The sequence below is a fragment of the Aureisphaera sp. genome (assembly GCF_059726885.1).
The window spans coordinates 2692468-2712851 of record NZ_AP041051.1; the positions used below are offsets into that span (position 1 = coordinate 2692468).

Annotated in this window: 16 protein-coding genes; 4 read left to right on the plus strand and 12 right to left on the minus strand. The window is 40.6% G+C overall.

The window, feature by feature from the left end; genetic code table 11:
- The 4 genes from AC6JAD_RS11760 to AC6JAD_RS11775 all read right to left on the minus strand — a co-directional run bounded on the left by AC6JAD_RS11760 (position 1) and on the right by AC6JAD_RS11775 (position 4828).
- Complete coding sequence (locus tag AC6JAD_RS11760; protein WP_461303394.1) at positions 1–450, minus strand: Fur family transcriptional regulator; 450 nt, start codon at positions 448–450, stop codon at positions 1–3.
- Positions 451–474: 24 nt separating this feature from the next.
- Positions 475–2679 (minus strand): RelA/SpoT family protein, encoded by a 2205-nt coding sequence (locus AC6JAD_RS11765; protein ID WP_461303395.1) that lies wholly within the window; start codon positions 2677–2679, stop codon positions 475–477.
- Positions 2680–2773: 94 nt separating this feature from the next.
- On the minus strand, positions 2774–4009 hold the full coding sequence (locus tag AC6JAD_RS11770) for a M48 family metallopeptidase (RefSeq protein WP_461303396.1): 1236 nt from the start codon (positions 4007–4009) through the stop codon (positions 2774–2776).
- 12 nt (positions 4010–4021) lie between these two features.
- Positions 4022–4828, minus strand: a complete 807-nt coding sequence (locus AC6JAD_RS11775; protein ID WP_461303397.1) for a TrmH family RNA methyltransferase — start codon at positions 4826–4828, stop codon at positions 4022–4024.
- A 103-nt stretch (positions 4829–4931) separates the two neighbouring features.
- Between AC6JAD_RS11775 and AC6JAD_RS11780 the strand changes: the two genes are divergently transcribed.
- Positions 4932–6107 (plus strand): T9SS type A sorting domain-containing protein, encoded by a 1176-nt coding sequence (locus AC6JAD_RS11780; protein ID WP_461303398.1) that lies wholly within the window; start codon positions 4932–4934, stop codon positions 6105–6107.
- Between the two features lies 1 nt (position 6108).
- Here the strand turns inward: AC6JAD_RS11780 and AC6JAD_RS11785 are convergent, their stop codons facing one another.
- Positions 6109–8499, minus strand: coding sequence for an alpha-L-rhamnosidase-related protein (locus AC6JAD_RS11785; RefSeq protein ID WP_461303399.1), 2391 nt, complete (start codon positions 8497–8499; stop codon positions 6109–6111).
- 119 nt (positions 8500–8618) lie between these two features.
- Between AC6JAD_RS11785 and AC6JAD_RS11790 the strand changes: the two genes are divergently transcribed.
- The gene (locus tag AC6JAD_RS11790; protein ID WP_461303400.1) at positions 8619–9437 is read left to right on the plus strand and encodes a DUF6503 family protein; all 819 of its coding nucleotides are present in this window, start codon (positions 8619–8621) and stop codon (positions 9435–9437) included.
- Positions 9438–9459: 22 nt separating this feature from the next.
- Here the strand turns inward: AC6JAD_RS11790 and AC6JAD_RS11795 are convergent, their stop codons facing one another.
- From AC6JAD_RS11795 to AC6JAD_RS11810, 4 genes are all read right to left on the minus strand, one after another.
- Positions 9460–9921: an SRPBCC family protein gene (locus AC6JAD_RS11795; RefSeq protein WP_461303401.1), complete on the minus strand. Its 462-nt coding sequence runs from the start codon at positions 9919–9921 to the stop codon at positions 9460–9462.
- Between the two features lie 26 nt (positions 9922–9947).
- Positions 9948–11243 carry an amidohydrolase family protein gene (locus tag AC6JAD_RS11800; RefSeq protein WP_461303402.1) on the minus strand — a complete coding sequence of 432 codons (1296 nt, stop codon included), beginning with the start codon at positions 11241–11243 and terminating at the stop codon, positions 9948–9950.
- A gap of 7 nt (positions 11244–11250) precedes the next feature.
- Entirely contained in the window at positions 11251–14208 is a 2958-nt protein-coding gene (locus tag AC6JAD_RS11805) for an amidohydrolase family protein (protein WP_461303403.1), read from the minus strand.
- 94 nt (positions 14209–14302) lie between these two features.
- Entirely contained in the window at positions 14303–15370 is a 1068-nt protein-coding gene (locus AC6JAD_RS11810; protein ID WP_461303404.1) for a DUF3810 domain-containing protein, read from the minus strand.
- 84 nt (positions 15371–15454) lie between these two features.
- On the opposite strand from AC6JAD_RS11810, the gene AC6JAD_RS11815 reads away from it, so the two are divergent.
- Positions 15455–16909, plus strand: a complete 1455-nt coding sequence (locus AC6JAD_RS11815) for an aminoacyl-histidine dipeptidase (protein ID WP_461303405.1) — start codon at positions 15455–15457, stop codon at positions 16907–16909.
- 14 nt (positions 16910–16923) lie between these two features.
- The gene (locus AC6JAD_RS11820; RefSeq protein ID WP_461303406.1) at positions 16924–17577 is read left to right on the plus strand and encodes a hypothetical protein; all 654 of its coding nucleotides are present in this window, start codon (positions 16924–16926) and stop codon (positions 17575–17577) included.
- A 49-nt stretch (positions 17578–17626) separates the two neighbouring features.
- Here the strand turns inward: AC6JAD_RS11820 and AC6JAD_RS11825 are convergent, their stop codons facing one another.
- From AC6JAD_RS11825 to AC6JAD_RS11835, 3 genes are read right to left on the minus strand one after another with little or no spacing between them, the layout of a single operon-like run.
- Positions 17627–18736, minus strand: coding sequence for a peptidylprolyl isomerase (locus tag AC6JAD_RS11825; RefSeq protein ID WP_461303407.1), 1110 nt, complete (start codon positions 18734–18736; stop codon positions 17627–17629).
- Between the two features lie 4 nt (positions 18737–18740).
- Entirely contained in the window at positions 18741–19295 is a 555-nt protein-coding gene (gldI, locus tag AC6JAD_RS11830) for a gliding motility-associated peptidyl-prolyl isomerase GldI (RefSeq protein ID WP_461303408.1), read from the minus strand.
- Positions 19285–20307, minus strand: coding sequence for a DHH family phosphoesterase (locus AC6JAD_RS11835; RefSeq protein ID WP_461303409.1), 1023 nt, complete (start codon positions 20305–20307; stop codon positions 19285–19287). The genes gldI and AC6JAD_RS11835 overlap by 11 nt, the downstream gene beginning before the upstream one ends.
- Positions 20308–20384: the final 77 nt, after the last annotated feature.

Genomic DNA, 20384 nt, shown 5'->3' on the forward strand with positions numbered 1-20384 from the left:
TTAGTTGTTGGAATTCTTCCTGTTTCCGTAGAAATACAGGGAATGGTTGGTTATTTCTATATCAAAAACTTCTTCAATAGTTTTTTTAATGCTCTGAATGCGAGGGTCACAAAACTCAATTACCTCTCCATTTTCCAATATTACATGGTCGTGCTGGCGATCGAAATAAGATTTCTCGTAGTGTGCTTGATTCTGTCCAAATTGGTGTTTGCGAACAAGGCCGCACTCCAATAATAACTCAATGGTATTATAAAGTGTTGCACGACTCACACGATAGTTTTTGTTTTTCATATTGATATAGAGGGATTCTATATCGAAATGATCGTCGTGATCATAGATTTCCTGAAGAATGGCGTAGCGTTCAGGGGTTTTCCTATGGCCGTTTTCCTCTAGGAACCCAGTGAACACATTCTTTACGATGGCCTGATTATTTTGCTCCGTTGCACTCATCACAAAGGTGCAAAGTTACTGAAATTAAAGTCTTGATACTTTATCAATTCCGTTTATTTTTTTAATGTTTTTAACCAAATTATCAAGAATTGATTTGTTCTTTACGACCACAATAATCTTCCCAATAAAAGTACCATCGTCTGTATCGAAATGAACACTTTTCATATCGATGTGCAGGTTGTTCGATATCACTCGGGTTACCTCATTAACCAAGCCAATAGTATCAATTCCAGAAATTTGAAGCTCCGCCTGAAATTCTTGTTGGGTGGAATCTATCCATTTGGCCTGCATGATGCGATACCCATAGTTGCTTTGTAATTGCAAGGAATTGGGACAGTTCTTTTTGTGAACCTTAATCCCTTCGTTTACCGTGGTGAAACCAAAGACATCATCTCCCGGGATGGGGTTACAACAATTGGCCATTTTGTAATCCAGATGTTGCTCATCCTTTCCAAACACCAATTGATCATATTTAACCGTGATTTCATCTTTGTTAACATCTTCGGGTGTGGCAGGTCTGCGTATCCTATTTTTGAAGAAACTGATCAAAGCATTGTTTCTGGAAGCAGCAAAATCCTTGAGCTTTTGATTATCTATAATACCGGCACCTACACGGTAGAAAAGATCCAAACTTGTTTTTAGTTTAAAATAAACCACCAATTGATTCACTGTCTTCTCATCTAATGTAATCTTGAGAGACTTCAATTTACGGGCAAGAATCACTTTTCCTTCGGCTGCAATCTGTTTTTGTTCTTCCTTAAGTGATGATTTAATCTTAGATCGCGCTTTTCCGGTGGTAACATAATCCAACCAGTTAGCCGAAGGTTTACTTTTGTCTGAGGTAATGATCTCCACCTGATCTCCACTCTTGAGCTCATGACTTAATGGAACCAATTTACTATTTACCCGAGCCCCTCTGGTATGAAGGCCTACTTCAGTATGTACATGGAAACCAAAATCCAATGCTGTTGAGCCCTTGGGGAGCGAGTAGAGGTCTCCCTTAGGTGAGAACACAAAGATTTCCTTTGCGTATAGGTTGAGCTTGAACTCTTCAACAAAATCAACGGCATTGATCTCAGCGTTTTCAAGGGTAACTTGGAGTTTGTTCAACCAATCGTCCAGTCCTTGATCTTCTTTTTCGGTATTCTTGTATTTGTAGTGTGCAGCGTATCCTTTTTCGGCTATTTCGTTCATACGCTCACTTCTTATCTGTACTTCCACCCACCTTCCCTTGGGTCCCATGACGGTAATATGCAAGGCTTCATATCCAGTCGATTTTGGAGAGGATATCCAATCCCGTAAACGCATTGGGTTGGGTCTAAAGTGATCTGTTACTATGGAATAAATCTTCCAGGCGATAAACTTCTCGTTTTCAGGATCACTTTTATAGATGATCCGAACCGCAAATTTGTCATATACCTCGTCGAAGCTCACATTTTGAGCAATCATCTTCCGACGAATGGAAAATATGGATTTAGGTCGGCCTTTTATTTCATAACTCAACTTTTCGGCATCCAAAGAGTCCTGAAGTACTTGCGAAAAATCATCGATATACGCATCTTGGTCTTCCTTACTCTCCTTCATTTTGCTCTGTATATCCTGAAACACCTCTGGCTCAGTATATTTTAATCCTAAATCTTCCAATTCAGTTTTAATATTATACAAGCCAATTCGATGTGCTAAGGGAGCGTATATGTATAGGGTTTCTGATGCAATCTTCACTTGCTTGTGCGAAGGCATAGAATCCATGGTCTGCATATTGTGCAGTCGATCGGCAATCTTAATAATGATCACCCTAATGTCTTCGTTAAGGGTGAGCAACATTTTCCTGAAGTTCTCGGCCTGAAGCGATACATCACCTTCGTATTCCAAAGCAGAAATCTTGGTAAGCCCATCTACAATTCGAGCGACAGTTTCACCAAACATCTGTTCTAAATCGACCAAGGTGTATTCCGTATCCTCCACCACATCATGAAGTAGGGCAGCGGCAATAGAGGTGGCGTCCAAACCAATTTCGGATGCTACTATTTTTGCAACAGCAATAGGATGAAAGATATAGGCTTCCCCACTTTTTCTGCGCTGATCCTTATGGGCATCGACTGCCACATCGAAAGCGGACCGAATCAATTTCTTATCGGCAGGGGTAAGCGTACGATAGCTAATCTTTAATAGCTGCTTGTATTGCTTTGCAATTTCTTTATTCTCTGCTTCTATAAGTGCCTCAGTCATAAATTAAAATTAATGAATTGCACCTTAACCAACAACAAAAAATGTGCTAGAAATAAGTAAGGGTCTACTATAACGCTAATGGAGCCTTAATATGTTAGGGTCGATTCATATTCCTGAACCGCTGCAACAAAGTTGGATGAGAATAATGCACGAAAACATACGCTGGATGGGGCGTAAGGTTACTTAAGCTATTTTTGGACAATTTTTTAAGAGCAGCTATTAACGGCGGGGCTGCATACGTCATTTTGGCATAATCATCGGCCTGATATTCAAATTTTCTGGATAAGAAGTTCATAAACAGGCCCGTAATTTCAGAAATGGGCGTGTATAAAATTCCGAAAGCGATAAGACCAATATGGAAAGTGGCCTCGGAAACACCTAATGCTTGACTTAGTGAATCACTTCCTATAAAAAGTGATAATAACCAAAAAGTGAATCCTGTAATTAGGATGGTAGCGATAAGATTGTAAATAATATGATTTCTTTTGTAATGCCCTACTTCATGTGCCAACACCGCAACGATTTCATCTTCTTCAAGGTCATTAATTAGGGTGTCGTATAGTGTAATTCTTTTCTCCCTGCCAAAACCCGAGAAATAAGCATTAGCCTTGGTACTTCTTTTAGATCCGTCAATGACAAAGATATTTTTAAGGTTAAAGCCCACTTTAGAGGCATAAGATTCTATTTTAGACCTAAGGTCACCTGGCTGTAGTGGGGTTTGTTTGTTGAACAATGGTACGATGAGTCGAGCATAGAACATATTCATAATGATTGAAAAGAGGGTGACAATTCCCCATGCGTATAGCCAAAAGTAATCCCCTGTGGTTTCATAAAACCAAATGATCAACGCTAAAATACCACCCCCTAAGACAGCTCCCATAAGCCACCCTTTCAATTTATCCAGAACAAAAGTCGATCGAGTCGTTTTGTTGAAACCATATTTCTCTTCAATAACAAAGGTGTTGTAATAGGAAAAAGGCAAACTAATAATGCTGCTCGCCAACATGATAATACCAAAGAAAAACAATGCAATTACGATATCATTTTCAAAAAACTGCCTTACCATGGCATCTACGTAGGCAAACCCATCAAAAAAGAAGAACAGTAAGGTCGCTACCAAGGACACCGAAGAAGTGAGCAAACCAAAACGATATTTTTCTTTCTTATACAGCTGTGACTTTTCATACGCTTCGGCATCGTATACATCATTTAATTCATCTGGCAAGGCATCGGAAAATCGCTTTGCATTTAAGGCATCCAATATTTTATCGATACCAAAATTTACGATCAAAATGATGATAAGTACAAAGAACAAAGATTCGGGAGTCATGTAGATTGTAGATTATTGTTGTGAACGTTGCCTTTTGGCCTCAAAGATAAGAATTCCCGCCGCTACCGATACATTCATGGAGTCGATTTCCCCTTCCATTGGGATGATGATATTTTGAGTACTGTGGTTTCTCCAAATATCAGAAAGTCCATCTGCTTCTGTTCCCACGACAATAGCAGCTCCTTGGGTATAATCTAATGTATGATAGGGTACTGCTTCTTGAAGAATCGCACTGTAGATGGCAATGTTTCTTTCGCTTAGAAATTGAATGATTTGCTCCGAAGTTCCTGATGCAATACTGTTCGTGAAAACGCAGCCAACACTACTCCTTAAGATATTTGGATTGTAAAGGTCGGTTCTGGGATTGGCGATAATGACAGCGTCTAAGTTAGCGGCATCGGCCGTTCGTAAGAGTGCACCGATATTACCTGGTTTCTCTGGAGCTTCGGCGACCAGAATTAAAGGATTATCATTGGATAATTTAAGGTGTTCTATATCCAAAGGTTTGGCCTTAGCAATAGCGATTAGACCTTCTGTGGATTCGCGATAGGCTATTTTTTGATAAACCTCTTTCGATATTTCAATACAGTTGGTACCTACATTCAAGGTTGAAATCAGCTCTTCCAATGCATTTTGATCAATTATTTCTGAACAATACAGCAGGGTTTCAAATTCATACCCGCCGGCGAGAGCAAGTTGCACCTCCCGTTGGCCTTCGATCACGAACAGTCCTTTTTTTCTCCGTTCTCGGGATTTTTCGGACAACTGTAGTACCAGTTTTATCAAAGGATTCTGTAGACTTGAAATAAATTTGTTCACGGGGCAAAGATAATCTTTTTGGGTTTCAAGAATTTGGACTGCTTGGTCGGATTCAAATCACGGTATAGCACTATTTTCACTAACTTGACAAAAAATTGATGAGATGACTAGAGCTTTACTTTTTTACACTTTTTTATTCTTAGGAGTCGGACTTTCTGCACAAGTAGCTAATCAACCAGATGATCTTGTTGTTTGTGATGATAATTTCGATGGCTTTGCCGAATTTGATCTAACGTTTACCGAAGCCCAGATTTTAGGTTCGCAGTCACCTTCAGATTTCATTATAAGCTTTTATGAGACCCAAGCGGATGCGGATATGGGCATAAATGCCATTTTCATTCCAACTTCTTACATTAATCTTTCGAATCCCCAAGCTATTTATGCACGATTGGAAAGTTTGTTGAATGGAAATTTTGATACCACAAGCTTCAACTTAATTGTGCAACCCCAACCTTCGCCTATTACTCCAACACCTTTGATTGAATGCGATGATGATGGAGATGGCTTTGCCGATTTTGATCTAAATTCCAAGGACGTTGAAATTGCTGGGGGAGAGCCTAATCTCATCATTTCCTATCATCTAACTTTAATAGATGCCGAGCTAAACCAATTGCCGTTAGCAAGTCCCTACACTAATTCGGTTCCTTTTTTAGAAATTTTGTACGTGAGGGTTGAGAGCAGTATTACCGGCTGTTTTGCCATTGTGGAACTCGAACTTGTGGTATGGGCGGATTGTCCTTTTATAGATGTCGACCCAGAGCCTATTTTTGTGAATGAGGGTGATGGAGACGGCCTGGCGATATTCGACCTTACAGCAAATGAAGCTTTAATGCTGGGAAGTCAGGACCCAACGCTTTTCGCCTTTACCTATTATGAAAGTTTCGGAGATTCTGATGCAGGTATAAATCCCATCCCGACTCCAATGGCGTATCAAAACATAGCAAATCCACAGACCATATATGTTCGAATGACCAATAATGATAATGGAAGTTTTGTGCTAACGGACTTCGAGATTGAAACAGATGGGGTACTGGGCCTAACCGATGTTGATAAATTTGCGTTCGTAGTATACCCAAACCCAGCGACGGATCTTATTCAAATTAATACAACCCAAGAATTATCGAATCTAGAAATTCATGTTTTCGATATAAAAGGCAGTATACTCATTACGACCCAAAATAAGCAAAGTATAGATGTATCTGGATTGCCTTCTGGTATGTATTTCATTCGAATTAATGTCCAAGGAAGCGAACTGGTAAAACCTTTGGTGAAGCAATAGCTTATTGTTGTTTTACATTTAGGGCTGCGCGCTTTTGTTTGGAAGAAATTCTATAATAACTTGGTGTTTCTTCAGAACTGATCTGTGCACCTTCTACAAAAAAACTTGAATTATCTACTTTGGGAAGTTGCACAACTACCTCCCAATCATCCATTGTTTGGATTACTTCAACTCGAATGGTTCCCTCTTTTTTGCTAAAGTGTATGGATACTTCATTATCGCCCACCATTACGTTTTCTAAAGAAGCTTCATTCCAGGAAGTAGGCATTTGGGGTTTAATAATCACTCTTTTATTAGCTGCATCGGGTGTAATTCCAAAAAACTGCTCTACAATAGGAACTGCATAACTGTATACATTCCAGGCTTGGGTCACCATACCGTAGTCCGGGGAAACCTCATAAATACTTCCCGGTAATGCGTAACTAAATGTTCGTGTCATTCGCTTCATATAGTTCAACGCTTTATCCGGTCTTCCGTAGTTGTTTTCAGAAACTATTTGAACACCTGTAGGTAACGTCATTACGGCGCCTGTATACGAAAATATTTTGCTTCCTTGGAAAGAACCATCGTCACTTCCAGCCGACTCGTCCCTATCGATACCAGTTACGAATACCCCAAATGGATTCACAAATTTTTCGGCTGTATTCAAGGCCTTGATCGCCTTATCCTTCGGGGCAATACCTACTTCCATAGGAGTGTTGACCACCCAATTGTGATGCATTACAAAAGGTCTGGCCTCATTGGATGGATTGTCTAGAATGGATTGTCGTGTTTGTTTCAGTTCCTCCACCGCCCATGGCTTACCAAGGGTATCTGCCCGCACAATGGCATCTTCTATTAGATGAAGGGCCTGTTCGTCCGATCCGATGAAATCCGCATAGGAATTGAACTCTTCACTCCAGAATTTATCATTGATCTTATCTTTGATTTGATCCGCTATGTAAGCGTACCCTTTGCTGAGACCGTCTTTACCGATTTCGGCTGCAATTTTTGACGCATCTACGAAGGCCTTTTGGGTATACGCTGCCACATCGATCATTTCGCTGTCCATACCATGCACTTCCATCATGCCATACCCATCAGGAAATTGATTTTTATCGGCATCATTTTCATTCATGAGCCAGTTAAGGCCTTTCTCAATGGTGGGGAAATATTTTTCCAAGAACGCTTTGTCTCCGTTCCATTGGTATATCTTCCAAATAAGGGTAGCAAATTGTGGGGTTTCATTAATGTTCCCGGGATTGAAAACGGCGCCATTGGTAGACATTTCATGAATGATTCGGCCATTTCCATTCAATGCTTCAGATACGCTATCCAATAATGAAATGGTACTGTAAACCGGATCTTTTTGACCAATAGCCATATAACCTTGTAAAGCATATTCGCTATCTACCCCAAACCACCATGGGTAATCGGGGATTCCCGCTCCAATACCAGTGCCAATTTCCGGAACGGTGCGAACAAGCCAATCGCAATTGTACTTAACCCATTCAAAAGCGGCTTCAATATCCTTGTCGGGAACGGTAAGCTTGGTTCTTTGGGCCAATGCGCTGTACCGTTCTTTTTTCGAATTAAAGTCTTGGAAAATATATTGCCGGATGGATTTGTGGTTCTCTAAGGCCGTGGCTTCTGATTTATAAGAGCCCGCAATGACGAAATTCACAACGACCGATTCATTTTCTGGAACCTCAATTTTATATTCAAGGGTTTTTGAATTACTTGCGCTGAGCTGCTTTGGACTATCCAAATAACTTTCGACTTTAGCATCTGATGCAATAAGGGCATACCATGGATTTAGACTGTCTTTAAAAGAGAGAATGCCTTTTGTTTCATCGAAAGAGGCAATATCCTTGCTGTCGATCATTTCGGTTCGCTCTCCCAACCATGTGGGGCGTAGATCGGAATGTGCTGTAAAATGCAATCCAAAATTCTTTTTGGCGCCTTCATTTGTGATATGCAACTGAATAACCACTCCTTCTTTTCCATCAGGTACAAACTGCCAACGTGTTACTTTAAGGCCCTCCTCCGAAAATGCATAATTCATTTTGTTGGCATAGGGGTAATTGGTAAACGAATTTGCTTTATCTAGTGACAAGGTAACACCGGCATGGAGTAGGGATATTTCGAAGCCATCCAATAATTTAATGGGATGGTTCCAAATACCTCCCATTTCACCTTTGACGTGCCATCCCAAATCCGGGAAGGAACCATCTTGATGCCCAACCACATACACCCGATCCCCAGCCGTAACATATGGGGATGGGAGATAAGATTCCTTACCGTTGATGGAAGGGCTTCCTTCCGCAAGCTCATTAAAGCTTACCGGTGTTTCTTCAGAATTCTGACAACATAAAAGGGATAATAAACAGGGTAGGAGAAAGAATTTTTTCACGATATTAGTTTACGTTAGCAGCTTAAAAATAGCTTTTTTGTTCGAAAGCACCAATCTGTTAAAAACAAGTTGTAAGGAAGATAGATTTATTCGTCCAATAGACTTCAAAACAAACCATCATGAAAAAAATATATACTATAGGAATGCTGTCCCTTTTAGTGCTAGTTGCTTGTAAGAACAGCACATCTGAAGAACATCCAGAAGTACTCGAAATTCTTGAGGATGACTATGTAGAAGAAGAGATTCCCATTTTTGTATATCCGACCGAACTTAGTGAAGTGCTTGATGCCCATGGTGGTATAAAAAAGTGGTGGGGAATGAATTCCCTGTCCTACGAAATTACCAAAGGAGAAACGGTTGAGAAGCATCTGATTTCCCTAAAGGACCGTCGTGTGCGACTGGATCATCCCAAGTGGTCCATTGGTTTTGATGGCAAAGAGGTATGGCTCTTGGAAAATGAAAAAGAGGACTATAATGGGAATGCGCGTTTTTACCACAACCTTTACTTTTATTTTTATGCCATGCCGTTTGTATTGGGCGATGATGGAATTACCTATGAAAAAATGGAGACCACCCAACTAATGGACAAGGAATATGAGGGGATTAAAATTTCTTACGGTGATGGAGTAGGAGATTCTCCAAAGGACGAATACATTCTGTATTATGACGCCGAAACGAATCGTATGGAGTGGTTGGGGTATACGGTAACTTATAAGAGCAATGAGAAAAGCGAAACATGGAGCTTTATCCATTATTCTGAATGGGAAACGATAAATGATTTGGTACTTCCCAAAAAACTTACATGGTATACTACAGAAAATAATGTGCCTGTATCGGAGCGAAGTAGCCGTGTATTCGAGCATGTTCAGGTTTCGCCCGAAGTGCCAAATGAAAACTTATTTATAATACCTGATGGTGCTGAGGTAGTGGAAAGGTAATGCCACCACATAAACCAATTTGCTAGGATCTTTCCTCAAATGGAACAATGGTTCCTTTTTCAACATAATTTTTTAGGTCATTCAATAACATGGCCCAACAAAAGGAAGAATTCCTAAACTCGTTGTTACAGTGTTTCCAACCCAGGTGTGAGAACTTGAGTAATACTCCATTATCCAATTCTTCAAGGTCGAAACCAAAAGTAGTGGTGCTCCAATCTTCACTAGCATGGGTCATTTTAAGATGGAAGGACCTGTTAGGTTCCGTGGAGGCTACTTTGGCACGCCAATCATACTCTGGGGCAAAGTAAAGGGTATATTCAGATCCTTGTATGGGTTTTCCTGCAGACTGCAAGGTCCACCAATTATTGAGGTGCATGGGCAGACTTATCGCATTGAACACCTGCTCTGGTGTTCCCAAAATTACTAAATCATGATATATGGAATGCGCGGTATTCAAAGTTCCAAGTATATAAAAAAGGGTCATTCAGAGAACGACCCTTTTTAGATGTTTTAATTTCCAGAATATTTATCCATATACCGCTTCCATAGTTTGGTCTGGTGCGTTTCAAGTGAAATCTCACGACCATCTATAAAGGCATGTGTTAGGTTATTGGTTCTCATATCTAAGGCATCACCCTCGCTCACAAAGAACGTGGCACTTTTGCCTACTTCTAAGCTACCATACGTAGCATCTATTCCTAAAATCTTAGCAGTATTCAAAGTGATCATTTGTAAGGCAGTTTCCTTGTCAACACCTTGCCCTACTAATTGACCGGCATAAAAAGGTAGGTTTCGCGTGTTCATACGCTCCATCTGTCCTTTGGCATTTAGCCCCACTAAAAGCCCGCCATCGGCAAGCAATTTAGGTAGTTTATAGGGCAGATCATAATCATCGTCATCTGCTCTTGGCGTTGTATGCACGCGATTTACCAAAACTGGTACATTATGCTCTTTCAAGAAAGGAATGATCTTATATGCTTCATACCCACCAACCAGGACCACCTGTGAGATTCCCGATTCTTTAGCCATGGTTATCCCATCAATAATCTCGCGCTCTCCTTGGGCATAGACGTACAATTTCTGACTTCCATTGAACAGTCCTTGCATGGCGGCAAATCCTTCATTTTTTGATGCGGCACTGGCCTTTCCGTAAGCCTTTGCACCTGCCAAATAGGAACGGACTTCATCAATTCGTTCATTGTATTTGTCGTCTGGTTTCCAAGCTGGGTCTTCACCAAGCCACCATCGCCCACGTTTAAAGCTATTGGGCCATATTAAATGTATACCATCATCTGTTTTTACGGCAGCATCTTCCCAATTCCATGCATCTAACTGCACTACCGAGGAAGTTCCTGAAATGCGACCTCCTTGTGGCGCAACCTGTGCTACCAATACGCCATTTGGTCTTAGGGATTCTACTACTTTACTTTCTGCGTTATAGGCAATAATACTTCTGATATTGGGAATGAAATCACCGATCTCATCAAAATCCCGGGTTTGTCTTAGGGCATCTACTTCACCCAATCCTAGGGTGCTCACAGGAGCAATAATTCCTGGGTAAATGTGCTTACCACTGGCGTTTACCACTCTACCTTGCGTGCCAGTAGTCGCATCACCTATGGCAGTAATTTTTCCATCACTGAATACAATGACGCTATTTTCAATAACAGAGCCATTACCCAAATGGGCTGTGGCCCCTGTAATACTAATGGTCTCTGATTGTGAAGGTGCAGGGGTCTGCTGAGCCCAAGCATGTAATCCAACACAAATAACTGTAGCTAATAAAATGTTCTTTATAATCTTCATGGTTGGATTAGTTTATAGTTTCACAATGCATATGAATTTTTTCTTTCTTGCTAGGTGGTTTGGTTTTACCACCACCGTCTTTTTCGGCACGCATCATCGACATGAGCTTATTGCGCTCTTCCTTAATGGCTTCGCGTTTTTGTTTATCAGCTTCAATATCGAAGTAGACCGCACCATCAATGATGGTTTTTTCCGCCTTGGCATAAACCGAAAGTGGATGATCGGACCATAATACCAAATCGGCATCCTTCCCTTCTTTTATACTTCCAGTTCTATCATCTAGGTGTAATAACTTGGCAGGGTTAATGGTCACCATTTTCCAAGCCTCTTCCTCACTCATTCCACCATACTTCACACTTTTAGCTGCCTCTTGGTTCAATCTGCGGGACATTTCATTGTCGTCACTGTTTATGGCTGTGACCACGCCTTGCTTTGCCATAATGGCTGCGTTGTAAGGAATGGCATCATTCACTTCATACTTATAGGCCCACCAATCACTGAAGGTAGATCCACCAGCGCCATGGGCTGCCATTTTATCGGCTACTTTATACCCTTCTAAAATGTGTGTAAAAGTATTCACCTTAAAGTTGAACTTTTCGGCTACTTTCATAAGCATGTTGATTTCGCTTTGTACGTAGCTATGGCAACTAATGAAACGTTCTCCATTCAGGATTTCGGCCAGTACTTCCATTTCTTCATCGTAACGATACGATTGTCCACTTTTCTTCTTGGCATCGTATTCTTTGGCACGATTAAAATAATTCACATATACCTGCTCCACACCCATTCTTGTTTGAGGGAATCGTGCAAAACTCCTCCAATTGGATTGCTTTACATTTTCACCCAGTGCAAACTTTATGAATTTAGGACTGTTATCGTACACCAACCCTTCGGCATCTTCTCCCCATTTTAACTTTAAAATAGCTGAACGTCCCCCGATTGGATTAGCAGAACCATGTAAAATCTGAATACTGGTCACACCCCCTGCTAGGTTTCTATAAATATCCATGTCTTCAGGGTTAATGACGTCTTCTATTGTTACTTCGGCCGAAGAATTGTGTCCAGCTTCGTTAATGGATAAGGCGGCTATATGGGAATGCTCATCAATAACCCCAGCTGTGAGATGCTTACCCGTTGCATCTATTTTTTTAGCACCGCTAGCACTAAGGTTCTTTCCAATGGCAACAATCTTACCGTCTTTTACCAATACATCCGTATTTTCTAAAACACCTGCATCTTCACTTGTCCAAACGGTTGCGTTTTGGAACAACATGTTTTGTGACTTGGGTTTGCTGCTGAAACCATATCCTACATTAGGATAGGTAGTAGGTACAATTTCCGGTTTTTTATCCTTGTCTTTATCCTTATCATCCTCCTTATCGGCATTTCCAGTTCGAGTTGCCGTAAACGAACTTTCGGTTCCGTTAGGTAAAACTAGTTTGCCGGAGAAAGAACTTCCAGAGGTAGGAATTAATGCCGCTGCTGTGTGGGTTTCTGTTTTGTCTTCATCAGTAAAAGAGAAGGTAATCCAGTCGTTTTTATAAGCAGCCTTGGCCTTGAATTTCTTTTCGCCTTGTTTCAATTCCATTTTGGGTTTGGTGGCCTCACCCTTCAAGGTCATTTCATACGTGGTTCCATTAGCAGAAAGGTTGTACTTACCGCGAATGTCCTTCTGAGTCATGTCGTTAATAACGTGTTTATGACCTTGAACCCAATTTTCGAATAAGGTGGTTTCCTTTTCGAATACATTCCCTGAAGTAATCAGGAAATTAGCATATTTTCCTTTTTCCAAAGTCCCCAAGATGTTGCTCTTTCCCAATAATTGCGCAGGAACGGTGGTTAGGGATTCCAAGGCTTTGGTTTCCGAAAGGCCATGTTTAATGGCTTTCATGAGATTCTTTTTGAACTCAGACATTTTATCCAAGTCATGTGTTGTCAGTGAAAAAGTTATCCCATTATCAGCCAATACTTTTGGATTAGTAGGGGATTGGTTCCATGCTCGCATATCCTCTAGGGCTACATATTTTGCATGATATGGATCGCTAACATCGAATGCTGCTGGAAAGTCGATGGGAATGATATATTTTGCTTGGGTTGCTTTTATACTTTCAATAGATTCGTATTCATCGCCACCTCCTACAATTACATAGTTTACTCCAAACTGATCGCCAATTTTATCGGCTCTTACATTATTTGCCTTGTCTCCAGCATAGAAGAAAGGAACAAGGTTCTTATTCTCTATCATGGCTTCTAGTGAACGATCCTTGGTATCGGAGTTACCCTTGGAGTACCAGTTCATGTCACTATACATTTGCCGCAATAGGGCCATCGAGCCCATTAGGGATGTAGGATAGGACTGTCTGCTTGCTACACTTTTGGAAAAGCTAAAGAATTGCCCTGAAGCATCCTCTAGGATTCGATCTTGGTCCCCGCCTTTATCATTAAGTGCTACCAAAACACCTGTCCCACGAGCGATACCATCCATGAGATGTGTATTTACTGTCCCAAAACCTGCTTCGCGAAACTCTTTTGCCTTTTTCTTATCATATTTAAATTTTTCGATACCATTGGTTTCGGGCATAATATGATCGTTCCAATAAAACCCTTCCCTCGAAGCATCGTATTGAGGCCCACGCCCATTGCTTTGGGCACGTTCGGGTTTTTTCAGGCCAAAGCCTGAATAACTTTCAATAAATGAAGGGTAGATGTGTTTCCCATCCAAGTCTATAGTTACCGAATTGGCAGGTATGGTAACCTTTTTGCCAGCTTCGACGACTTTTCCATTTTGGATAAGTAAAGTTCCTTTTTTAATTACATTCCCCGGACTGATATGCAGGGTTGCATTTGTAAAGGCCGTATAATTATTGTTTTTTTCCTTGACACCGTCGTTCTTGGGAAAATAATCTTGGCCAAAAGCGAATCCTGCCATGCAGAGGCACAGCAGAAAAAAGAAGGTTTTTTTCATTCGTGAGTAATTGGTTATTTCTGTTTTAAAGATAATAAGGTAAGATGGTTTACGAAGAACCTCAAAGGGAGTTTAACACCCTGTTAAGAAAACCTTAAAGCGGACGATCCTCGAAGTAATTCACCACAAGGGCAACCATATAACTATAGCTCATTATACCCTTAGATTGATTGTTTGCTTTTAGAAACTGATCCCAAAATAGCTTAGAGATATCCTCGAATGGGTTTTCATAACTCTCCCAGAATTCACGCATTTCGCGATAACTTTCCAAAATACCATAATTAATGGTAGGTAGAATTGCTTTGTAGGTATCCATATCCCGACGTGCGATTTCATTTACGCAATAGCGTAAGGCAAAGATATAGCCAGTATACTGTATGTATGGATCGTCATTATGTAGTGTTGCCAAAGTGGCAATGAAATTGGCTTCGTTCTCTGCTGCATACCCAATTTGGTGCGCTTGTTCGTGACAACTCACCACAGGAAACTTATATGTTTTTATCAGGTTATTCACTTGCGCTTCTCCAGTCAAGGGATTATAATACCCGCTATAGCCCATATAGGTTAGTCCTAAGCTCCACCCGCTTTTTTTGATGCTTTTTGGCGAATAATGGAGATTGGGATATTCTTTTTCCAGATTTTTATACCCGTTTATGGATTTGTCGAAAATCTCTTTTTGCGAATAGGGGAGATCGATCTTAGTGCTATCGGCGAAGCCCAGTTGGCGATGTAATTCATTCGATTTTGCAATAATCCGTTTGGTGGTTTCTACTAATTCTTCGGTAGTATAGCCCCGATCCAATTCCAATGTTTTGTGCAACGGTGTACGAAGATAGTTTAGCCCCCACATTAAATTGAACACCAAATAAATTACGGAAAGTGATGACATAATATCCACTACAAATAAGACAGGTTCCCTGCGTACCCTGCGAATGTTCTTGTAAATCCATCGGAGAAAAAAGAGTATGAGGAGCAGATAGAGCAAGTCTCCAAAGGAAAAGGGAATCCATCCGAAGATAGTGCGTGAAATTTTTGATAGAACTGGATAAATTCCTTGGCTATAGTACTTTTCTATAAATTCTGGAAAGTTCCTTAGAATAAGGAGCGAAAAATATTGAACGGGGAGTAAGAGGGCTAAAATTACTTTGGTTCTTTTTCGCATGAATCAAACATACAAAGAATTCTTCGATCATTCGTTTTCCGAAAGCAGTAGAAGCTGTATTTTTGAACAAATTATTTAAAAATTATGAGCGAAGCAGTCAGAGCACTTGAGCCTAACGCACTTTGGAACCATTTTGCAGATTTAAATGCCGTTCCGCGTGCCTCCAAGAAAGAAGAAAGAGTTATTCAATTCATGAAGGACTTCGGGAATGGCTTGGGATTGGAAACCATCGTAGATGAAGTGGGTAATGTAATTATCCGTAAACCAGCGACTTCTGGAATGGAAGATCGAACCCCTATCGTTATGCAGTCGCATTTAGATATGGTGCATCAAAAAAATAATGATACGGTTTTCGATTTCGAAACCCAGGGTATAGATATGTTCATAGATGGAGATTGGGTAAGGGCCAACGGCACTACACTTGGAGCAGATAATGGGCTGGGAGTGGCAACAATCATGGCTGTACTTGCTAGCGACAGCATTGAGCATCCTGCTTTGGAGGCTTTGTTTACTATAGACGAAGAAACGGGTATGACTGGGGCTATGGGATTGAAAGGCGGATTGCTTAAGGGAGGAATCCTTTTAAACCTCGACACTGAGGAAGACGATGAAATAGGAGTAGGTTGTGCAGGCGGCGTAGATGTTACCGCTACAGGAAGCTATAGTAAAATGGACGCGCCCAACAATTCCCAGGCCTATACTATATCGCTCACAGGACTTCAAGGAGGCCACAGTGGCATGGACATCATTAAAGAGTTGGGGAATGCTAACAAACTTATGAACCGCATCTTGGCATCCGTAAGTGACATTTCTTTCGTGGCTCAAATTAATGGCGGGAGTCTTCGTAATGCGATTCCTAGGGAAAGTGTGGCTACAGTTGTGGTTCCTATGGAAAATGTATCAGATTTTGTAAAGAGGGTTGAAACTGCTCAGTTTCATATTATAGATGAATTCAAATTGTTGGAACCGGAATTGGCCATAGAAACCCAAAAAGTGGAAATGCCTTCTTCGGTAATGTCCAAAGAGGATCAAAACCAATTGATAAATGCAGTATACGGTGCACATAATGGGGTATACCGAATGAGTCCGGCCATTGAAGGCCTGGTGGAAGCCTCGAATAATATAGCCAAAGTCACCGTCGCTAATGGTGCTGTAAAAATTGAGTGCCTCACCCGTTCATCGGTAGAATCTTCCAAGGATGATGTGGCCAATAGCCTAAAGGCAGTTTTTGAAATGGCGGGTTATGATGTAAGCTTTTCGGGAGAGTATCCCGGTTGGGCACCCAACATGGATAGCCCGATTCTAAAAGTAATGGAGCAGTTATATGTGGATTTGAATGGTGAAAAACCACATGTGGCCGCTTGCCATGCAGGATTGGAGTGTGGTATATTAGGACAGAATTATCCTGAAATGGATATGATCTCCTTTGGCCCTACTATAAAGGGAGCACATTCACCCGATGAAAGAGCTAGTATTTCTTCCACATTGAAGTATTGGAATTTCGTAGTAGAAACCTTAAAGAATATTCCACGGAGTTAATAGAAGGCCTTATAATGATTCGTCTTTTTAAGAAATCATTGAAGTATTTGGCAATTGCTTTCCTGAACACTTGCCTTCTTTTTTTATTGCTGATGTACTGGGTTGGCTTCATTGAGTTGACCTTTAGCGAATGGATTGTTTTTATTGAAACTCTCAAAGTAATCGGATTGGGACTGGCCAATTTGATCGCCTTGCGCATTTTGGTATCGTTTTTCCGTTGGATCAAATTATATTCAATTCCTAAAAAAATCATATTTGCTGTATTGATAACATTGGCATTGCATGGGGGATTATATTATCATTACTGCACCAAGATATATGAGAACGAATTCTTGAATGCTGCCTTGCGAAAAAGCCTAGAGAGCAAGATTGACGATAGTGAGGATTATCCCTACGGTACCGAAGGCAATAATCTTACTATAGATGAATATGAACTTATTACGAACCTAAATTGGTTCCCTAAGATTTCCAAGGAAGCAGATAGCATTTCCTTTTCATATTATCGAGATGGCTTTTTACCCGACTATTCCTTTAATCTAGTCTATTACGTGCCTTTAGAAAGTACTGTAGATACATTATCGTATATAGGAGATCAGTTTGAGAAAGGAAGGTCGTATGAGATTGTAAACGGCAAGAAGAAAGTTAATTACTTCGAATCACTGCAATAAAAAACCTCCGTATAGACGGAGGTTTTTTATGCAAAATATATGCTGTTATCTAATCAACATTGGATACTTCTACCAATTCCAATTGGAAAATCAGGTCTGTGTTTGGAGGGATACCCCTGTTTCCTTGTTCTCCATACGCTAAATGAGAAGGAACAAATAAGGTTACCTTATCACCTACGGACATACGTAACATAGCCTCTTTGAACCCAGGAATTAATCGTGCTTCGGTACTATACACACTTGGTATCGGAATATATTGTCCTGCTGCCAATCTTCTCTGATCCACCGCTTCATACTTTTCGGCAACTTCAAGAAGGCTGGTATCAATAAGTTTTCCGTCGGCAAAGTATACTGCATAGTTCATTGTGACCTTATCACCTTCATTAGGCTTAACTCCATCCCCTTTATTGTTCCAGTAAATTTGAAGCCCGGATTCTGTTGTTTCTGCATCTGCTTTCAGTGCATTTAATTCATTAATTGTGGTCTCTGCTACCTTGGCCAAGCGCTCTTCTTTTTCCTTCTTCACATTTTCAATATTCTCCATTTCTCCAGCGAACGAAGGAATTTTAGCTCCTTTGTTTATAATATTCACTTCCTGAATAATTACTGGGTCTACTGGTTTGTCTCCAGGTTTGCTGGTTTCAATATTTCCAATTGAATCTACTACTTGCTGCCCAAGCACAACCTCTCCAAAAACGGTATGCTTACCGTCTAGCCAAGGCGTTTCTTTTAGGGTAACGAAAAACTGACTACCATTGGTAGCGGCTCCCGAATTTGCCATGGAAAGAATTCCTTTTTTGTCATGCTTTAAGCTGTCCACAAACTCATCTGGAAAACGATATCCTGGATTTCCACTACCATCTCCTTTTGGATCTCCACCCTGAATCATAAAGTCTTTTATGACCCTATGAAAAGTAAGGTTGTTGAAATAAGGCTTTCCTTTATATACTGAGTCAACCATTTCATGTGTTCCTTCGGCCAATTCAACAAAATTGGCAACTGTTAATGGGGTTGCCTTTTCATAGAATTTAGCAACGAAAATTCCTTTGTTGGTTACAAACTCGGCGTATAAGCCCTTGTCCAAGTCGGGATATTTACTTTTACAAGAGGTAAAAGAAACAGCGGTAAAAAACACCGCTAAAAGCATTAGTTTTTTCATAATGTTATTCATTTTCTAGTGTTTGTATCGTTTTTAATGTAATAGTGCTTTGTATTGGGACATTGGTGCCTAACTTATTTTCGATGCCGTAGTATCCATATGCTTTGTAGGAAGGAAATAGAAAGGTAACGGTTTCTCCTTCCTTCATCAATTTTAGGCCATCGCGTATACCAGAAATCAATTCCTGATTGGACTGATCTATTTTATAATTCTGAAGGCCGTTATCGGCTTCAGAAAGAACCACTTTTCCGGTCAATGATTTAACATCGTAAGTAAATGTTACGGCATCCCCTAATTGAGGGAATGTGGTTTTTAGGGTATCCTTTACATTGTAATAATACCAAAAGCCACTATCTGAAGACAAATAGTCCCGCACGGTATCTGCTTTAATGATATTGGTAATCATTTTCTCCTCTTGTTCGTATAGGAGTTTGTTTCTTTCTGCGGATTCCTTTATAAAAGTCCCAGAAGTACTCTTAATGGGTCTTCTTGCTTCAGGTCCTTTACAGGAAGGCAGCAACAGCACTACTGCACATAAAAGTAGCAGATTACGCATCATGGTTTAGGGCATTTTTATAGGCTGGCAATATACTAATAAAATGTTGTATGGTTTCTTCAATAGGTTTTTCGGCCCTACCTCCAGCAGCATTGGTATGGCCACCACCTTCAAAATGGGCGCGGGCAAATTCATTCACCGAAAAGGAACCTTTACTTCTGAAAGAAATCTTGGTGATACTTTCCTGTTTGTTTTCAATAAAGATCACGGCAAAAATGACTCCTTTAAGGGAAAGCGCATAATTTACAAACCCTTCGGTGTCCCCTTTTTTAAAGTCGTGGGAATCCAACTCTTTTTGGGAAAGTGAAATATATGCGGTCCTATATTCGGGAAGTACCTGAAGGTTATTTAAGGCCACTCCCAAAAGTTTCATTCGATCCTGACTGTTGGTATCGTAAATATTTTGATGAATCGTACTGTTCTTTGCTCCTTTTTCAATTAAGGAAGCTATAACCCTATGGGTGGTTGCTGTTGTTGCAGGAAATCGAAAGGACCCAGTATCGGTCATAATACCAGTGTACAGTTGTGTAGCAATTTCTGGGGTAATTTCATCAATACCATGAAGTGCCTGGATAAAGTGAAATACCATTTCGGCAGTAGAACTCATGGTAACATCACTGTAGGTGGCAACGGCATAAGTATCCGGTTGCTGATGGTGATCTATCATAACAAATGGGGCCGTTACACCTTCCAAAACCTCACCTAGGTCGCCCGTTCGGTTCAACGCATTGAAATCAAGCGTACATACGACATCGGCATTGGCCAAAACCTCTCTTACCTTCTTTTCCTGTCTATCGAACTGAATGATATCCGAACAACCTGGGATCCATTTTAGGAATTGAGGATAATCGTTAGGCATAACCACTTGGGTATAATGCCCACGCTGTTTCAAGAAAAAGGACAATGCCAAACAAGAACCAATAGCATCCCCATCGGGATTCTTATGCCCAATAATTACAATGTTTTTTGGAGTATCCAATAAGGATTTTACTGTATCTACCGTATCTTTATTCATAAGCGCTGCGAAGATACAATTTCTTAATAGTTCGATAATGCGGCTTTAACTAAATTTGAAGATTCTAACACGAACAA